The organism is Cupriavidus cauae, from assembly GCF_008632125.1.
Classification (GTDB): domain Bacteria; phylum Pseudomonadota; class Gammaproteobacteria; order Burkholderiales; family Burkholderiaceae; genus Cupriavidus; species Cupriavidus cauae.
The window spans coordinates 53,596-69,395 of sequence record NZ_VWRN01000015.1 but is presented as its reverse complement, the minus strand read 5'-3'; the positions used below and the strand labels follow the sequence as shown (position 1 = coordinate 69,395).

The following is a 15,800-nucleotide window of genomic DNA, read 5'->3' as shown; positions in this document are numbered from 1 at the left end:
TCTCGCTTCGGCTGTTCAGATCGATACCGCATGCGCGCGGTTGCCCAGCGCGCGCACCACGCTGAACACGGTCAGCGCCGAGGTCTTGGGGTTGGCGGCAAGCGGCTTGCCGCGCATGGTCAGCTCGAAGCCGCCGAAGGCGCCGCGCGCTTCCACGTGATGGACGTTTTCTTCGACGCCCGGGTCGGCCAGCAGCCTGACCGACGTGCGGTCCAGGCCCAGGCCGGCCAGCGACAGCGTCGCGGCGACGTTGGCGTTCTTCGGATAGAGGCGCGCGGCATCGCGCGCGCTGCCCTCGAAGATCACCGTGGGACCGTCCAGCGCATCGAGGTCGACGCGCTGCTCGGCCGGCGTGTCCTTCCACGCGCGCGGCGGCTTGCGGCCGGTATAGACGACCTCATCGAGGCCGCCGACCCGGGCCGCGGCCAGCGCGTCGATCGCGCCGATCGCGCCGGAAAGCAGCTGCACCTGGGTGCCGCCGCGCCGCGCCGCCGCTTCCAGCCGCTCGGCCAGGCCCGGCTCGGACAACGCGCCGACCGACACCACCATGCAGGGGATGCCGCGCTCCAGCGCCGGCACGATGTGCTCCTCCAGCGCGCGATGCCCGGCGCATTCGACCAGCAGGTCGGGACGGCCGTCGGACTCGCTCAGATGCGTGGCGACGCGGGCGCGGGGCGCCAGCTCGGACACCGCGCTGCGCGCCTCGTCCATCGTGCCTTCCGGCACGATCACCAAGTCGAACACCACGTCGGGATCGGACTTCAGCAGCTCCAGCACGCCGCGCCCGATCGCGCCGCAGCCCACCATCGACACATGCAGCATCGCGCTTCTCCTTCAGGCCGTCAGCGTGGCGCGTTCGGCGGCACGCTGGGCCGGTTCCTCCGCCGACTCGGCGGCATTGACCGGCGGGCCGGCGAACGCGGTCTTGAAGCTGCCGATCGACAGCATGTCGATTTCCAGCAGGAACGGACCCGGCTCGATCGTGGCCTGATCGAGCGCGGCGCCGATCTCGTCGAGGCGGCTGACGCGGCGATGGCGCAGCGCCAGCGCCTTCGACAGCGCGGCGTAGTCCGGCGTATGCAGGTCGACGTAGTGGCGGCGGCCGCCATACTGCGCGTCCTGGATGTTCTTGATGACGCCGTAGCCCTTGTCGTTCATCAGCACGATCACCAGATCGGCGCGCTCCTGCACCGCGGTGGCGAGCTCGCCCAGGTTCAGGATGAAGCCACCGTCGCCGGCCAGGCAGAACGTCTTCTTGCCCGAGCCGGTGGCCGCCGCGCCGACCGCGGCGCCGATGCCCATCGCCAGGCCCTGGCCGATGCCGCCGCCCAGCGCATGCACGCCCGCGCGCGAATCGAAGATGCGCAACTGGCGGTTGCCCCAGGTGCTGTTCGACACCGTGACGTCGCGCACCCAGTTGAAATGGCGGCCCACCGCGCCCTGCAGCGCCTCGACCAGCGCCGAGTACGGCCCGAGGCCGTCGACCAGGCCCTTGACGGCGATCTCGTGCGCGCGGCGCAGGTCGCCGGCGAACGCCGGGTCGATCTGCATGCGGGCTTCCAGGCGATCGGCCAGGCCGTCGAGCACCAGTGCGGCATCGCCGCTGACGAAGTAGTCGCTCTGATAGCAGCGGCCCTCGGCGGCCGGATCGGCGTCGACGCGGAACAGCGGACGCGGCAGCTTCAGTTCGTACTTCAGCGTCTCGTTGCCGCGCAGCCGCGAGCCGACCACCACCATCGCATCGCAGGTCTGATAGAACTGCTCGACCGGCTTGTGCAGATTGAAGGCGCCCAGCGAACGCGGATCGTCCTCCGGCACGATGCCGCGGCCCTGCGTGCTGGTGACCACGCCGAAACCCAGGTCCAGCAGCCGCTTGACCTGCGCGCCGGCATGGCGCGCGCCGCCGCCCAGCCACAGCAGCGGACGGCGGGCATTGATGAGACGCTCGGCCAGCGCGTCGAGCGCGTGCGCCGACGGCACGTGGGTCGGCACCGGCAGCGGGCGCAGGTCGGTCGGCAGCGGAATCAGCGCGGCCTGGATGTCGATCGGAATCTCGACGCTGACGGGGCCCGTCGGCGCGGTCAGCGCGGTCTGCACCGCCAGCTTGATGGTGCTGATCGCGGTATCGGCGCTGCGCACGCGGAAGGCGGCCTTCGACACAGCCTTGAGCATGGTCAGCTGGTCCGGCGCCTCGTGGATGTAGGCCAGGCTCTGGTCCAGATACGGCGTCTCGATCTGGCCGGTGATATGCAGCAGCGGGGTGCCCGCGGTCAGCGCCTCGACCATCGCGCCGGCGGCATTGCCCGCGGCGGTGCCGGTGCTGGTCAGGCAAACGCCCAGGCCGCCGGTGGTGCGTGCGCAGGCATCGGCCATATTGGCGCCGCCGGCCTCGCCGCGCGCCGGCACGAAGCGGATCTTGCCGCGTTCGCCGATCGCGTCGAGGATCGGCATGTTGTGGATCGAGATCACGCCGAAGGCCGCCTTGACGCCGCACTGCTCGAGGAAGGCCGCGATGGCCCAGCCGACCGTGACCTGCTGCTCGCGCGCGGCTTGTTGATCTTGTTGGGGTTGTTCGTTACGCATGACGGGAGAGTCCTCCGGAAACATCGATGTGGCTGCCCGTGGTGTACGAAGACAACGGCGAGGCAAGGAACAGGATGGCGCGGGCGGCCTCCTGCGGCAGGCCGAGACGGCCCAGTTGGATATGCTTTTGCTGCGCCAGGCGCGCGGTCCACGCGGCCCAGTCCAGATGGCGGTCGGCCTCGGGGCGGGCCTCGAAACGGCGGCGCCATTGGCCCGATTCGACCAGGCCCAGCAGGATGCCGTTGACGCGGATGCCTTTCGGCGCGAACTCGGTGGCCAGCGAGCGCACCAGGTTGTGCACGCCGGCGCGGGCGGCCGAGGTGGCGACCATATGCGGCTCGGGCTGGACCGCCAGCAGCGAGTTGACGCAGACGATCGATGCGCTGGGCGAGCGTTCGAGCTGCGGCAGAAAGGCGCGGGTGGCGTGGATCACCGAGAAGAACTTCAGCTGCAGCTCTTCCAGCCAAGCCTGGTCCTCGGTATCGGCGAAGGTCGAGACCCTGCCCTGCCCCGCGTTGTTGATCAGCATGTCGGCGGGGCCGAGGTTCGCTTCGACCTCGGCGGCGAAGGCGCGTACCTGCTCGGGCTGCAGCACGTCGCAGGTCGCCGCGTGCAGGCGGCAGCCCGGATGCGCGTCGCGCAGCTGCGCCTCGGCGGTCGCCAGCCGGTCGGCGTCGCGGCCGCACAGCGCCACCGCGGCGCCGGCCTCCAGCAGCAGCTCGACCGTGGCCAGGCCGATGCCGGAGGAACCGCCGGTCACGACGGCAACCTTGCCGCCGAGTTCAATCATGGACATCTTGCTTGCTCCGTTCACTGCACTGACTGCGTTCACAGGTTGACCACCTTGCGGCCGAGCTGCGGCCGGTAGTCGAGCAGGCGCGACAGCTCGCCCGCGGTATTCCTGACCTTTTCGACCATGCCGCCCAGTTCCTCGGGATCGATATGCGAGGCCGGGATGGTCACGCCCATCGCCGCCACCACGCGTGCGCTGCGGTCCCGCACCGGCGCGGCGATCGTCGAGATGCTGGCTTCGTAGAAGCCCTCCTGCAGCACGTAGCCGCGCTCGCGGTCGGTCTGCACCATCTCGAACAGCGCATCGACCGTGCGCGGCGTGCCTTCGGAGAAGGCCTCCAGCTGCGGCTCGGGATAGAGCTCGCGAAGCTCGGCAAGCGTCAGGTCCTCCAGCAGCACGCGCCCCAGCACCGTGGCATGCGCCGGCAGCCGCGTGCCGACGTTGACGCTGCTGGCGAACGGCCGCGGCGCCACCGACTTGGCGACATAGACGATCGAGCGGCCGTCGCGCACGACCAGGTTGCACGGATAGCCTGTCTCGTCGCGCAGGCGGTCGAGCAGCGGCGCCCCGAGCTCGGTCAGCTCCAGCGAGGCCAGGTATTCGAAGCCCAGCCGCAGCACGGCCATGCCGAGGCGGTACTCGCGTCCGTTGTCGGTGCGCTCGACGAAGCCCAGCATCTCCAGCGTGGCCAGCAGGCGGAACACGGTCGAGCGCGGCGCCTGCAGACGCCGGGCGAGTTCGGCCGCGCTCAGCGTGCGTTCCGCGCGGCTGAATTCGCCGAGCAGCCGCAGGCCGCGTTCGAGGCCGGGCACGATGTATTTGTCCTGGACGGTGTCCGGCGGCAGAGCTTGGGTCATGAGAATCCGAGGGTCGGGCGTGGCGGCCGCTTGTATCGCGTCGTGATGCTTCGCTCAGCGGCCGCCGCGGGATGTCAGCGCTTGATCTTCGACAGCGGGTGGTCGGGCGGATAAGTCGGCGTGATGGGCTTCTTCGCACCGAGCATCACGCACATCAGCGCGTCTTCCTCGCCGATATTGATTTCCTCGCGATAGACGCCCGGCGGCACCGACACCAGGTCGCGATCGGTCAGGATGGTCTCGTAGCGCTCGCCGTCCTTCTCCAGCACCAGCTTGATCTTGCCGCGCAGGATGAAGAACACTTCCTCGACATCCGTGTGCAGATGCGACGGACCCTCATGGCCGGCGGGGATGATCATCGTCGAGAAGGTGAAATGCTCCGACGGCACGGTGTTGCTGTCCGCGGCCACGCCGGTGCCGCCGGTGCCCAGATAGCGCATCTGCGCGCGGCGGTACTTCGGGTCGTAATCGGCCTGGAACTTCAGCGCGTTCCAGTCGTAGCGGCGCGTGGCAAAGCGCGCGACCCGGCCTTCCATCCACTGTTCGAACGAGGCGCCCTCGGGACGGTCCCAGCTGCGCTTGAGGTCTTGTTGTTCGGAGAGATCGCTCATTTGGATTTCCTTCGGTCTTTCGGTGTCTTCAGGTCTTGAGGGTCTTGAGGGTCTTGAGAGTCTTGCGGGTCTTCGATGCGTCGGTACGTCGGTGCATCGATGCATCAATGCATGACAAAGCCGCCGTTCACCGCCAGGGTCTGGCCGGTCACGAAGCGGGAAAGATCGGACAGCGCAAACAGCACGGCGCCGCAGACATCGGCGGGCAGCTGCTCGCGCGAAATCGCGCGCTGCTCGCGATAGAGCTCGTGCCGTTTCTGCGGGACATATTCGGTGGCCTCGACCAGCGTCAGGCCCGGCGCCACGGCATTGACCGTGATGTTGTCCGGCCCCAGCTCGCGTGCCAGCGAGCGTGTGATGCCGATGATGGCGCTCTTGCTCGCCACGTAGGCCAGCAGGTTCGGCGCGCCCCACAGCGGCGTGTCGGAGGCCAGATTGACGATGGCGCCGCGGCCGCTGTCGCGCAGCGCCGGCAGGCAGGCCGTGGTCATCAGCCAGGTGCCGCGCACGTTCACGTTCATCACGCGGTCCCAGGTCGCGATATCGATGGCGCTGGCATCGCGCCCGCCGGAGTCGGTCACCGCGGCGTTGTTGACCAGGCCGTCGAGCCGGCCGAGCTTGCGCACCGCCTCGGCGGCGCAGGCCTGCACCGAGGCCGGGTCGGCCAGGTCGAGCGGCAGCGCCACCGCGTGCAAGCCGCGGGACGTCAGCGCGTCGGCTTCCTGATGCAGGCGATCGGCCAGGATGTCGGCCATCGCCACCGAGGCGCCGGCTTCGGCGATCGCGGTGGCGAACGCCAGGCCCAGGCCGCGCGCGGCGCCGGTGACCAGCACCTTGCGGCCGCTCAGCATCGGCGACGCGCCGCCGGGATGCGCAAACTCAGGCATGGCTGGCGACTCCCGTGGCAGGCTGCAGCATCGCCACCGGCGCATCGGCCAGCTCCTGCTCGGCGCGGCGGCGCAGCAGGCGGCGCACGCGCGTGATGCCGACATCGTGCTGGTACAGCATTTCATGATCGCGGGCGTTCGGCGCCATCGACTCGAGCACCACGCGGTCCTGCTCCAGCACGTCCCAGTGCAGCTTTTCCAGCCGGTTGCGGTAGAGGAAGCGCCAGACGTCGCGCTCCCAGCCCTGGACATGGCGGGTGCGCCAGAAGAACACCATGCAGTGGTCCTCGTCGACCGGCGTGGCGACGCCGACGATGCCGAACGGACCGCCGGGGCCGACCTTCGGGCGATACGGGATCGCCAGGCGCAGCCACATCGTGCCGGTCTCGCCGAACTCGACCCAGTCGAAGTTGACGCCGCGCTGGCCGGTCTTCTCGAACATCAGGCCGTGCTCGGTCTCGCGCACCGCCATTACCGCCTGCTTCTCGCCGCTTGCCATCGAATGCGAGACCGCATGCAGATAGGCGCCGTGCATCGGGTCCATGACGTTGTCGATGGCGTAGCGGTAGTTGCAGTCCCAGTGCGCGACGCACAGGAAGTGGCTGTGCTCCCGGTTCTCCAGCTCTTCGGGCAGGCGCAGCGCGTCGGCGCTGTCGGCGCCCTCGACCGGAGCGCGGTCGCCGAACCACAGGAAGATCGCGCCGGCCTTCTCCTGGACCGGATAGCTGCGCACGCAGGTCTTGCCTTCGAGCGGGCAGCTCTCGACCGCCGGCACACTTTTGACCTGACCGTCGCCGCCGACCTCGACGCCGTGATACCAGCAGGCGACGCGATCGCCGAGGTTCCAGCCCATCGACAGGCGTGCGCCGCGGTGCGGGCAGCGGTCCTCCAGCGCGTGGACCCGGCCGGCGCCGTCGCGCCACAGCACGATGTTCTGGCTCAGGCGGGTGATACCGATCGGCGCATGGGTGACCGACCACGACGCGGCCACCGGATACCAGTAGTTGCGCAGGCCGGTATTGAGCCGTTCTTCGATGCGGGCTTGCTTGTTCGATTCCATCGTTGTTCTCTCTTGCGGGACCGCTGGGTGTCGTCGGGGATCGTGCGGGTCAGGCGCCGAGGCGCTGCATCTCGGCCAGGAAGCGCGCTTCGGTCCAGGGCTGGCCGTCCGCGGTCAGGAAGCCGGCGCGGTTGAAGGCGCGCACCACGTCTTCGGGAGTCGTCGCGCCTGCCTCGAAGGCGGCTTCGAGCGCGTCGCCGAGCGCGTTCTCGTAGGCGGTCGGCGGCGCCGAGCGCGTCTGCCAGACGATGTTGGGAACCTTGCCCGGCCGCTCGATATAGCCCTTGCCCGCCACGTTGTTCGGCGTGGGCTTGTCCCAGGGCGCGAGCTGCGGGTTGTAGTCGAGGATTTCCATTGCGCTTGCTCCTTTTTCCGATCGGCCGGTGTCTCGCTGTATGTTTTATATATGGAACAGCGATCCATGTATTGAACACGGTTAAACTATAGACCTCGGCGTTGCGGGATTGGACTGGGGTTTACCCCGGAACCGGGCGTTGGAGAGGAAAGAGGTGATGTTGTCGTCCCCGCCTCCGCAGGAACGACGCCGTCTAGCGGGCGGGACGCTGGTCCAACGCCGCGCGAATCCATCGCGCGACCGCCGCAGCCTGCTCGATGTAGCAGGCATGGCCAGCATCGGCGATCGGCGTGAACGGCAGCCCGAACCGCTGGGCCAGCGTCTCGGCGCCGATCGGCGGCGTCACCACGTCGAGCGTGCCGCAGCCGATCTCGACGGGCACGCCCTCCGGCCGGCGCGCCAGGTAGGCGTCGATGTCGTCGCCGCACAGCATCGCCACCGCCTGGCGATAACCGTCCGGATTCAGGCGGCTCATGTTCCAGCGCACCCATTCGCGCGCGCCGGCGGCCGCGTGCGGGCTCAACAGCCGCGCGGGCCCGCGTTCTGCCAGGCCGGACACGCCCAGCGTGGCGAGCGCCTCCAGCCGTTGCCGCGCGACCTCCGCCGCCTTCCGTTCCTTGCCGGTGGCGCCATAGCCTTGTGCGGGACTGGCCAGCAACACGCGGGCCGGGCGCCGGCCCGGCTCGGCCTGCGCGAGGTAGGCCGCCGCCATCAATGCACCGAGCGAATGACCGACGATCACGGCGGGCCGCAGATCGAGCGCCCGCACCAGGCCCTGCAAGCGGACCGCGTAGTCGGCGGCGCGCGGCGCCTTCCCGGCGAGGGGACTCGACGCGCCATAGCCGGGCGCGTCCCAGGCGATCACGCGGGCGTGCGCGGCCAGCAGGCTTGCGCATGGCAACCATGACGCCGCGCCCGAGCTGATGCCGTGCAACAGCAGCACCACAGGCCCTTGGCCGCCGCCGCTGCGGTAGGCCACCTGGGCTCCGCCGGCATCCACCGTGGCTACGGCTTCCGCAAACGTATCCGCCAGCCCGGCCAGCATGGAGGCCGGATTGGGTCTCGCATATTGTTCCATATATGAAACCTACGTCCGTCGGTAAAAACTTTCCGACTATATCGCCCGGAAAACCCGCTGAAGATCCGCGTAAACACCTAGCGCCGCGCTAGGGAATTCCCTGCCCGCCCCAAGCGAAAACCCCCGCTATATTGCGCTTGTCGTTTCCTATGTAATTCGTCGTTTTATATATGAAACGCAACGGACAATCATGACTGCCACCACAACAAGGGGGCGGACGCGATCGGCCACAGAGACGACGCGGCTGCCAGCAACCACCACGAGACGGAAACGGGAAGGAATCGCAATGAAATTTGGACGGATCGCACTGGCTGCGCTTGCCGCTGTGCCGATGATGGCGGCCGCGCAATCGGTCACGCTGTATGGCGTGGTCGATACCGGCATCGAGTACGTGAACAATGTCGGCCCCAACAAGGACAGCCTCGTCCGCATGCCCAATCTGACGGCGACGGTGCCGTCACGCTGGGGCATCCGTGGCACCGAGGACCTGGGCGGCCGCCTAAAGGGCCTGTTCGTGCTGGAGTCGGGCTTCGGCCCGGATACGGGCAATGCGAACCAGGGCGGCCGGCTGTTCGGCCGTCAGGCCTGGGTGGGCGTGTCCGGTCCGTGGGGCCAGATCTCGCTGGGCCGGCAGTACACGATGCTGTTCTGGGCGATCCTCGATTCGGACATCCTCGGGCCGAACGTCTACGGCTCTGGTTCGCTGGACAGCTATATCCCCAACACGCGCCACGACAATGCCGTGGTCTACAAGGGCACCTTCGGCGGCCTGACGGTGGGCGCCTCGTACAGCTTCGGCCGCGATGCGGCCAATGCCGGCCCGAGCCCGTCGGGGACCAATTGCGCGGGCGAGAATCCCGCCGATGCGCGCGCCTGCCGCGCCTGGTCGGCGCTGGTCCAGTACGCGACCAAGACCTGGGGCGTGCATGCCGCCTACGATTCGCTGCGCGGCGGCCCCGGTGCATTCGCGGGCCTGACCAGCAGCAGCCTGACCGACGACCGCGTGTCGGTCGGCGGCTATGTGCTGCTCGACCGCGTCAAGGCCGGCGCTGGCCTGATCCGCCGCGACAACGAGGCCAGCCCCACCCCGCGCAGCGACATGTGGTACGCGGGCCTGGCCTACGACATCACGCCGGCGTTCCAGCTTGCCGGGCAGGTCTACTACCTGAAGTACCGCCACAGCGACAACGACCAGATGCTGTACGCGCTGCGCGGCTCGTATGCCTTCTCGAAGCGGACCATGGTCTATGCGACCGCGGGCTTCATCGACAACGACGGCACGCTGACCACTTCGGTCAGCGGCGGATCGCCGGGTTCGAACACCCGCCCCGGCGGCTCGCAGCTCGGCGCGATGCTGGGCATCAAGCACGTGTTCTGATCGCCGACCATCGCCCCCGAGCGCAGAAAACTGGAGGAACCATGAAGCAGTCCACCACCCGCAAATTGTTCGCCGCCGTTGCCGTGGCCAGCGCGCTGCTCGGCACGGGCGCCGCGCAGGCCCAAGGCTATCCGAGCAAGCCGATCACGATCGTGGTCGCCTATCCGGCCGGCGGAGATACCGACGTGCTGGCCCGCATGATCGCGGAGAAGCTGGCGATCAGGCTGAACCAGTCGGTCGTCGTCGAGAACCGCACCGGCGCCGCCGGCACGATCGGCAGCGCCTACGTCGCCAAGGCGGCGCCGGACGGCTACACGCTGCTGGCCGCGCCGAACACCGTGGCGCTCGCCCCGCTCGTTCTCAAACCCGGCTCCGGCGCGGCCTACGATGTGCAGCGCGACTTCACGCCGGTGATCCAGACCGGCAGCCAGTCGCTGTTCGTGGTCGTCAACAAGTCGACCGGCATCAGCAAGATGAGCGATCTGGTCGCGCGCGCCAAGGCCGGCACGGTGCAAACCTATGCCTCGCCGGGCAACGGCTCGCCGATGCATATCCTGGGGGAATTGTTCAACAAGGCGGCCGGCGTGCGGATCGCGCAGGTCCCGTATCGGGGCACCGCCCCGGCGGTGGTCGACGTGCTCGGCGGCCAGGTGCCGATGACCTATTCCACCTATGGCGCGGTGTTCCAGTACGTGAGCAACGGTAGATTGCTGCCGATCGCCGTGGCCGACCCGAAGCGCTCGCCGTTCGCGCCCAACGTGCCGACGCTGGCCGAGCTGGGCTACAAGGACGTCGAAGTCGGCGCGTGGCAGGCGATCCTCGGCCCCAAGGGCATGCCCGCGGACGTGGTACGCACGCTGAACGGGCATATCAACGAGATCCTGAAGATGCCGGACATCGTCGAGAAGATGGCGACCTTCGGCATCAGCCCGGTCGGCGGCGATGCTTCGAATCTCGGCAAGCTGATTGCGGCCGACGCGAACCGCTACGCGCGGATCGTCAAGGAGTTCGGGATTCAGGCGGATTGATGTTGAGGGAGGTATCGGCGCGGTCGTTCGGGTCGGGTGGACGGCGGCGCCGTTTTGGATGTTGGCCTCTGTGAAAGGGCCGGGCGGTCATGCTGGGTCGTCTTCGAATACCTCGGCCAGGGTTTCGGCGCGAAGCAATCGCGTTGACCAGTGATCGAGCTGCTCCTCCGTTGCGGCCTGAATCCTGGCTACCGCATATTCTGGCAACGTTCCGAAGCGAGTGGCAAGTTGCCGCTGCAGTATCCGGGCCTCGCCCTCCAGCCGTCCGGCCGCCTTATATTCATGCGCCCACACCTTGAAGCTCTGACTTAGTTTCATCTTCATCTCCACAAGATCATTGACCACCGGTACGTCCAGCGTGTTGCCACTACGCCGGCCAATGAGCCCCGGCAACACGTTGAGGAAGATTCGCTGCAGCTCCTCGTCGCCTTTCACGATGTCGGCGAGTTTGTCGATCAACTCGCCGACCTCCTGCTGGGTTTCCGCCTCTTCCAGCTGCATCAGCACGGCAACCGGATTGCGCATCGCGCGCAGTTGCGCCTTGCCGATGCGTCCGCTATCCAGCAACAGGTATTTCAGCCTTAAACCAGGTTGCGAACCATCGATGGAGAGGAAAACAACTGCTTGTAGCTGGCGTCTTCGAGCTGAACCATGGTTGGAGCCGATAACTTAGGAGTGTCGAGGCCGACAGCATCCTCCGCATGAGCTCTCGATGCTTCACAGAAGGACACGCATTTTGCGTTTCATGCCGCCCGGCGGACCGGCATCGATCAACGCCCGATCGCGCGGCACATCGATGGCTCGCTCGGCAGCATTCGGCGAAATCGCGGACACTGTCTGGCGTTGCGAAGATTCTCAATCGGCTTGCCGCCGGATGACCGGCGAAGCAGCGCCCCATTCGAAGGAGACACCATGAGCCAAAGGAAGGCCATCCTCGTCATCGGTGCCGGCGACGCGACCGGCGGAGCGATCGCGCGGCGCTTTGCGCGCGAGGGCTATATCGCCTGCGTGACCCGGCGCAACGCCGACAAGCTGGCACCGCTGGTCCAGCGGATCGAAGCCGAAGGCGGCATTGCCCATGCCTTTGGCTCGGACGCGCGCAAGGAAGAGGAAATGACCAGCCTGGTGCAGCGGATCGAGGCCGACATCGCGCCGATCGAGGTGGCGGTGTTCAACATCGGCGCGAACGTCCGCTTCGACGTTCTCGACACGACGGCCCGGGTCTACTTCAAGGTCTGGGAGATGGCCTGCTTCGCGGGCTTCCTGATGGGTCGCGAGACGGCGCGCGTGATGGTGCCGCGCGGACGCGGCTCGATTTTCTTCACGGGAGCCACGGCCAGCCTGCGCGGCCGCGCCGGATTCTCGGCGTTTGCCGGCGCCAAGCACGGCCTGCGCGCGCTGGCGCAATCGATGGCGAAGGAGCTGGGGCCGCAGGGCATTCACGTTGCGCACCCGATCATCGACGGCGCCATCGACACCGCCTTTATCCGCGAGAACTTTCCCGAGCGCTACGCGCTGAAGGATCGCGACGGCATCCTGAATCCCGAGCATATCGCCGACGCCTACTGGATGCTGCACCAGCAGCCGCGGGACGCGTGGACGCACGAGCTCGATCTGCGGCCCTGGATCGAGGCGTGGTGATCTGACTCCAGGCAGTCCCGGACCCGGACCCGGACCCGGACCCGGCACCGGTCTCGGGATCCGGCTCCAGGCTCCAGGCTCCAGGCTCCAGGCTCCAGGCTCCAGGCTCCAGGCTCCAGGCTCCAGGCTGCGGGCTGCGGGCGCCGGACTCGGGGCTCGGGGCTCCGGCTTTCCGCGTTTCCGGCACCCGGCTTCCCCGCATGGCACCGAGGCACCGTGCCTCGCCCATGTTTTACCGCTCAACGCCGCGCGTCGAACATCCCCGCCAGCCGCTCGAACGTCAGCTGCTCGGCTTCCCTGACGATCCGGTCGATCAGGGTCTTGACGCTCGGGATATCGTGGATCAGGCCGGCAACCATGCCGCAGCTCCATGCACCGGCCTCGACATCACCCTCCACCATCACCTTCGGATAGATGCCCGCAACCTGGTCGTAGATGTCGGCGATCTTCAGATCGGCGCCCTTCTCGCGTTCGATTTCCAGCAGCCGCTCGACGCCGCCGTTGTTCAGCACGCGTTCGGTATTGCGCAGCGCCCGCATGATCAGCCGCGTATCGAGTTCGCTCGCGCCGACGATGGCCCGCTTGACGTTGACATGCACCGGCGCTTCCTCGGTGGCCAGGAAGCGCGTTCCCATATTGATGCCGTCGGCACCCAGCGCCAGCGCGGCCACCAGGCTGCGGCCGTCCGCCATGCCGCCGGAGGCGACGAACGGAATCTTCAGTGTTTCGGCGGCCCGCGGCAGCAGGATCATGTTGGGCACGTCGTCCTCGCCCGGATGGCCGCCGCATTCGAAGCCGTCCACGCTGGCCGCATCGCAGCCGATCCTCTCGGCCTTCAGCGCGTGGCGCACCGACGTGCATTTGTGGATCACCTTGATGCCGGCCGCCTTCAGGGCCGGCATGTACTGCTCGGGACTGCGGCCCGCGGTCTCGACGATGCGCACGCCGCCCTCGGCGATCGCGGCGATGTACTCCGCATAGGGCGGCTCCGAGAACGTCGGCAGAAAGGTCAGATTGACGCCGAACGGCTGGTCCGTCATCTCGCGGCAACGCGCGATTTCCTTGGCGAGCAGCTCGGGCGTGCGCTGCGTCAGCGCGGTGATGATGCCCAGGCCGCCGGCATTGGAGACGGCCGCCGCCAGATCGGCCAGGCCGACGAAATGCATGCCGCCCTGGATGATCGGATAGCGGATCGCGAACAGTTCAGTGATGCGTGTTTTCATGGGCAGGAAGGCTCCGAACGAGTGGAATGACCGAACGCGAATCAGGCGGCGCGCGCCCGCACGATTTCCTCTTCGACGTCGCGCAGGCTGTCCTTGCCGAAGAAGATCTCGTCGTCGACGAAGAAAGTCGGCGCGCCGAATGCCCCGCGCTCGAATGCGCGCTGCGTATTGGCCAGCAGCGTTTCCTTGACGGCCGGCTGATTGATCGCCTCGAGCAGGCGGGCGCCATCGAGTCCGGCCTCGTTCAAGGCGGCCTCGATCACGGCCGGATCGTCCATTTTCAATCCGCGCTCCCACATCGCGCCGAAGACCGCATCGACATAACGCGTGAAGCCGCCATCCTGACTCGCTGCGATCGCGCCTCGCATGATCTGCAGGGTATTGACCGGAAAGTGGGGATTCATACGAAATGCGGTCAGGCCATGCCGCCTGACGAAGCGTTCCATTTCCAGACGGCCATATTCCGGCTTGTTCTTGATGCCGGCAAACGCCTCCACCGGCGAGCGATTGCCGGTCAGCCGAAACAGGCCGCCTAGCAGAATCGGAACGTATTCGAATGTCACGCCGGTGCGCGCTTCAATGTCCGGAATGACCTTGTGCGCGAGATAGGCGTTGGGACTGCCGAAATCGAACAGGAACTGCGCGTTGACGGTACGCATCGCTTGTCTCCACCTCGGATGGTGATTGTTGCCGGACGGTCCGGCCGGCCGGTTTCCCGCAACAATGTACCGTCGATCGGAATTTTGGCAAGGCTTTCCGCGCACGTTCCACGATGCAGTTCTGACGCGCAAGCGACGAGGCGCTAGTCGCCGGCCTCTCCGATCGGCGCGCCGCGCTTGTGCACCACCTTGGCCTTGACCACCGAGGTATTGGTTTCCGCCATTTGCGCGACGCGATCGAGCAGGCCATCCAGTTCCTCGATCGATCGCACATACAGCCGGGCCACAAAGCAATCCTCGCCGGTCACCTTGTCGCATTCGCCAATCTCGGGAATTTCGGCAATGAGCTTCTGCACGATATGGAGCTTGCCGGGCAACGGGCGGATGCGAACGATCGCCTGCAGCGGATAGCCGAGCGCAGCGGGATCGATATCGATGGTGAAGGCGCGAATCACCTTGCGCTCTTCCAGGCGTTTCAGCCGTTCCGAAGTGCTCGGCGAAGACAGGCCGACACGAGCGGCCAGTTCCTTCAGTGAAATCCGGGCGTCCTCGGCCAGCACGGCAAGAATGCGCCGATCGACATCGTCGAGCATTTTTTGATTCCTTAGGGAAAAAAGGGTTATGCCTTCCAAATACAGGAAAGGAGGCGATCAAACCTAATAAAGGATATAGAATCCGCGCCCTTGTCATGCGATTCTAAACACCATTGAGCCTTCAGGAGAAAGACGGTGAATTCCCTACGCGGCACTGCCGAAATGACGGCGTCGATGGTGTTGTCCGGCACCATCGGCTGGTTCGTGGTCGAGTCCGGACAGCCGATCCGCGACGTGGTGTTCTGGCGCTGCCTGTTCGGCGCACTGACCTTGCTCGCGATCTGCGGCGCGCTGGGCATGCTGCGGCAGCTGACCTGGCGCACGCTCGGGCTCGCGGCGCTGGGCGGCGTCGCCATCGTGATGAACTGGCTGCTGCTGTTCGCGGCCTATCCGCGGGCGTCCATTTCGATCGCGACGGCGGTCTACAACACGCAACCGTTCATGCTGGTGGCATTGGGCGCGCTGCTGTTTTCCGAGCGCATCACGCTGACCAAGCTGGCCTGGCTGCTGATCGCGTTCGCGGGGGTGCTGATGATCGTGCAGGCCAAGCCGGATCACGGGCATGGCGCGACCGACTATCTCGGGGGCATCGCGCTGGCGCTTGGCGCGGCGTTCTTCTATGCGGTGGCGGCCATCATTACCAAGCGGCTGTCGGGCGTGCCGCCGCATCTGATCGCACTGATCCAGGCCTGCGTCGGCATGGCGATGCTGGCGCCGTTCGCGAATCTGTCGGACCTCGCGGCTTATGACGGTTCGTGGCCGATGCTGGTGACGATCGGCGTCGTTCATACCGGGCTGGTCTATATCCTGCTGTACGGCGCGATCCAGAAGCTGTCGACGGCGATGACGGCGGCGCTGTCCTTCATCTATCCGGTGGTGGCGATCGTCGTCGACATGGTGGCGTTCGGGTTGCGCCTGGACTGGGCGCAATGGGCCGGCGCCGCGGCAATCCTGATCGCGGCCGCCGGCATGACGCTTGGATGGCGGCTGCCGTTCGCGCGCCGGCCCAGCGCCGCTGCGACGCGGAGCTGACCACCTCGGCAACGCTCCAGCC

General features: G+C 67.2%; 17 protein-coding genes. 4 read left to right on the top strand and 13 right to left on the bottom strand.

The window, feature by feature from the left end; genetic code table 11:
- Positions 1–15 precede the first annotated feature (15 nt).
- From F1599_RS03800 to F1599_RS03760, 9 genes are all read right to left on the bottom strand, one after another.
- Positions 16–822: an aspartate dehydrogenase gene (locus F1599_RS03800; RefSeq protein ID WP_150082235.1), complete on the bottom strand. Its 807-nt coding sequence runs from the start codon at positions 820–822 to the stop codon at positions 16–18.
- Positions 823–834: 12 nt separating this feature from the next.
- Positions 835–2,583 carry a thiamine pyrophosphate-binding protein gene (locus tag F1599_RS03795; RefSeq protein WP_150082234.1) on the bottom strand — a complete coding sequence of 583 codons (1,749 nt, stop codon included), beginning with the start codon at positions 2,581–2,583 and terminating at the stop codon, positions 835–837.
- The gene (locus F1599_RS03790; protein WP_150082233.1) at positions 2,576–3,379 is read right to left on the bottom strand and encodes an SDR family oxidoreductase; all 804 of its coding nucleotides are present in this window, start codon (positions 3,377–3,379) and stop codon (positions 2,576–2,578) included. Before F1599_RS03790 ends, F1599_RS03795 begins: the two co-directional genes overlap by 8 nt.
- A gap of 32 nt (positions 3,380–3,411) precedes the next feature.
- Positions 3,412–4,233 (bottom strand): IclR family transcriptional regulator, encoded by an 822-nt coding sequence (locus F1599_RS03785; RefSeq protein ID WP_150082232.1) that lies wholly within the window; start codon positions 4,231–4,233, stop codon positions 3,412–3,414.
- 74 nt (positions 4,234–4,307) lie between these two features.
- Positions 4,308–4,844, bottom strand: coding sequence for a cupin domain-containing protein (locus tag F1599_RS03780; protein WP_150082231.1), 537 nt, complete (start codon positions 4,842–4,844; stop codon positions 4,308–4,310).
- A gap of 104 nt (positions 4,845–4,948) precedes the next feature.
- Positions 4,949–5,731 carry an SDR family oxidoreductase gene (locus F1599_RS03775; RefSeq protein ID WP_150082230.1) on the bottom strand — a complete coding sequence of 261 codons (783 nt, stop codon included), beginning with the start codon at positions 5,729–5,731 and terminating at the stop codon, positions 4,949–4,951.
- On the bottom strand, positions 5,724–6,791 hold the full coding sequence (locus tag F1599_RS03770; protein WP_150082229.1) for an aromatic ring-hydroxylating oxygenase subunit alpha: 1,068 nt from the start codon (positions 6,789–6,791) through the stop codon (positions 5,724–5,726). The genes F1599_RS03775 and F1599_RS03770 overlap by 8 nt, the downstream gene beginning before the upstream one ends.
- A 49-nt stretch (positions 6,792–6,840) precedes the next feature.
- Complete coding sequence (locus F1599_RS03765; RefSeq protein WP_150082228.1) at positions 6,841–7,146, bottom strand: recombinase-like helix-turn-helix domain-containing protein; 306 nt, start codon at positions 7,144–7,146, stop codon at positions 6,841–6,843.
- A gap of 193 nt (positions 7,147–7,339) precedes the next feature.
- Positions 7,340–8,224, bottom strand: coding sequence for an alpha/beta fold hydrolase (locus F1599_RS03760; RefSeq protein ID WP_190286293.1), 885 nt, complete (start codon positions 8,222–8,224; stop codon positions 7,340–7,342).
- A gap of 286 nt (positions 8,225–8,510) precedes the next feature.
- Between F1599_RS03760 and F1599_RS03755 the strand changes: the two genes are divergently transcribed.
- Positions 8,511–9,602: a porin gene (locus F1599_RS03755; RefSeq protein ID WP_150082227.1), complete on the top strand. Its 1,092-nt coding sequence runs from the start codon at positions 8,511–8,513 to the stop codon at positions 9,600–9,602.
- A 41-nt stretch (positions 9,603–9,643) separates the two neighbouring features.
- Positions 9,644–10,630: a Bug family tripartite tricarboxylate transporter substrate binding protein gene (locus F1599_RS03750; protein ID WP_150082226.1), complete on the top strand. Its 987-nt coding sequence runs from the start codon at positions 9,644–9,646 to the stop codon at positions 10,628–10,630.
- A gap of 87 nt (positions 10,631–10,717) precedes the next feature.
- Here the strand turns inward: F1599_RS03750 and F1599_RS03745 are convergent, their stop codons facing one another.
- Complete coding sequence (locus tag F1599_RS03745; RefSeq protein ID WP_150082225.1) at positions 10,718–11,197, bottom strand: DUF4351 domain-containing protein; 480 nt, start codon at positions 11,195–11,197, stop codon at positions 10,718–10,720.
- A gap of 345 nt (positions 11,198–11,542) precedes the next feature.
- Here F1599_RS03745 and F1599_RS03740 point away from each other — a divergent pair, with 345 nt between their 5' ends.
- The gene (locus F1599_RS03740; RefSeq protein WP_150082224.1) at positions 11,543–12,271 is read left to right on the top strand and encodes an SDR family oxidoreductase; all 729 of its coding nucleotides are present in this window, start codon (positions 11,543–11,545) and stop codon (positions 12,269–12,271) included.
- Positions 12,272–12,510: 239 nt separating this feature from the next.
- On the opposite strand, the gene F1599_RS03730 is transcribed toward F1599_RS03740, so the two are convergent.
- The 3 genes from F1599_RS03730 to F1599_RS03720 form a co-directional block, all read right to left on the bottom strand.
- Positions 12,511–13,494: an NAD(P)H-dependent flavin oxidoreductase gene (locus F1599_RS03730; RefSeq protein WP_150082222.1), complete on the bottom strand. Its 984-nt coding sequence runs from the start codon at positions 13,492–13,494 to the stop codon at positions 12,511–12,513.
- Positions 13,495–13,535: 41 nt separating this feature from the next.
- Complete coding sequence (locus tag F1599_RS03725; protein ID WP_150082221.1) at positions 13,536–14,153, bottom strand: 2-hydroxychromene-2-carboxylate isomerase; 618 nt, start codon at positions 14,151–14,153, stop codon at positions 13,536–13,538.
- 143 nt (positions 14,154–14,296) lie between these two features.
- Positions 14,297–14,746, bottom strand: a complete 450-nt coding sequence (locus F1599_RS03720) for an Lrp/AsnC family transcriptional regulator (RefSeq protein WP_150082220.1) — start codon at positions 14,744–14,746, stop codon at positions 14,297–14,299.
- A 162-nt stretch (positions 14,747–14,908) separates the two neighbouring features.
- On the opposite strand from F1599_RS03720, the gene F1599_RS03715 reads away from it, so the two are divergent.
- A complete protein-coding gene (locus F1599_RS03715) occupies positions 14,909–15,778 on the top strand; it encodes a DMT family transporter (protein ID WP_190286300.1) in 870 nt (289 codons plus the stop codon).
- Positions 15,779–15,800: the final 22 nt, after the last annotated feature.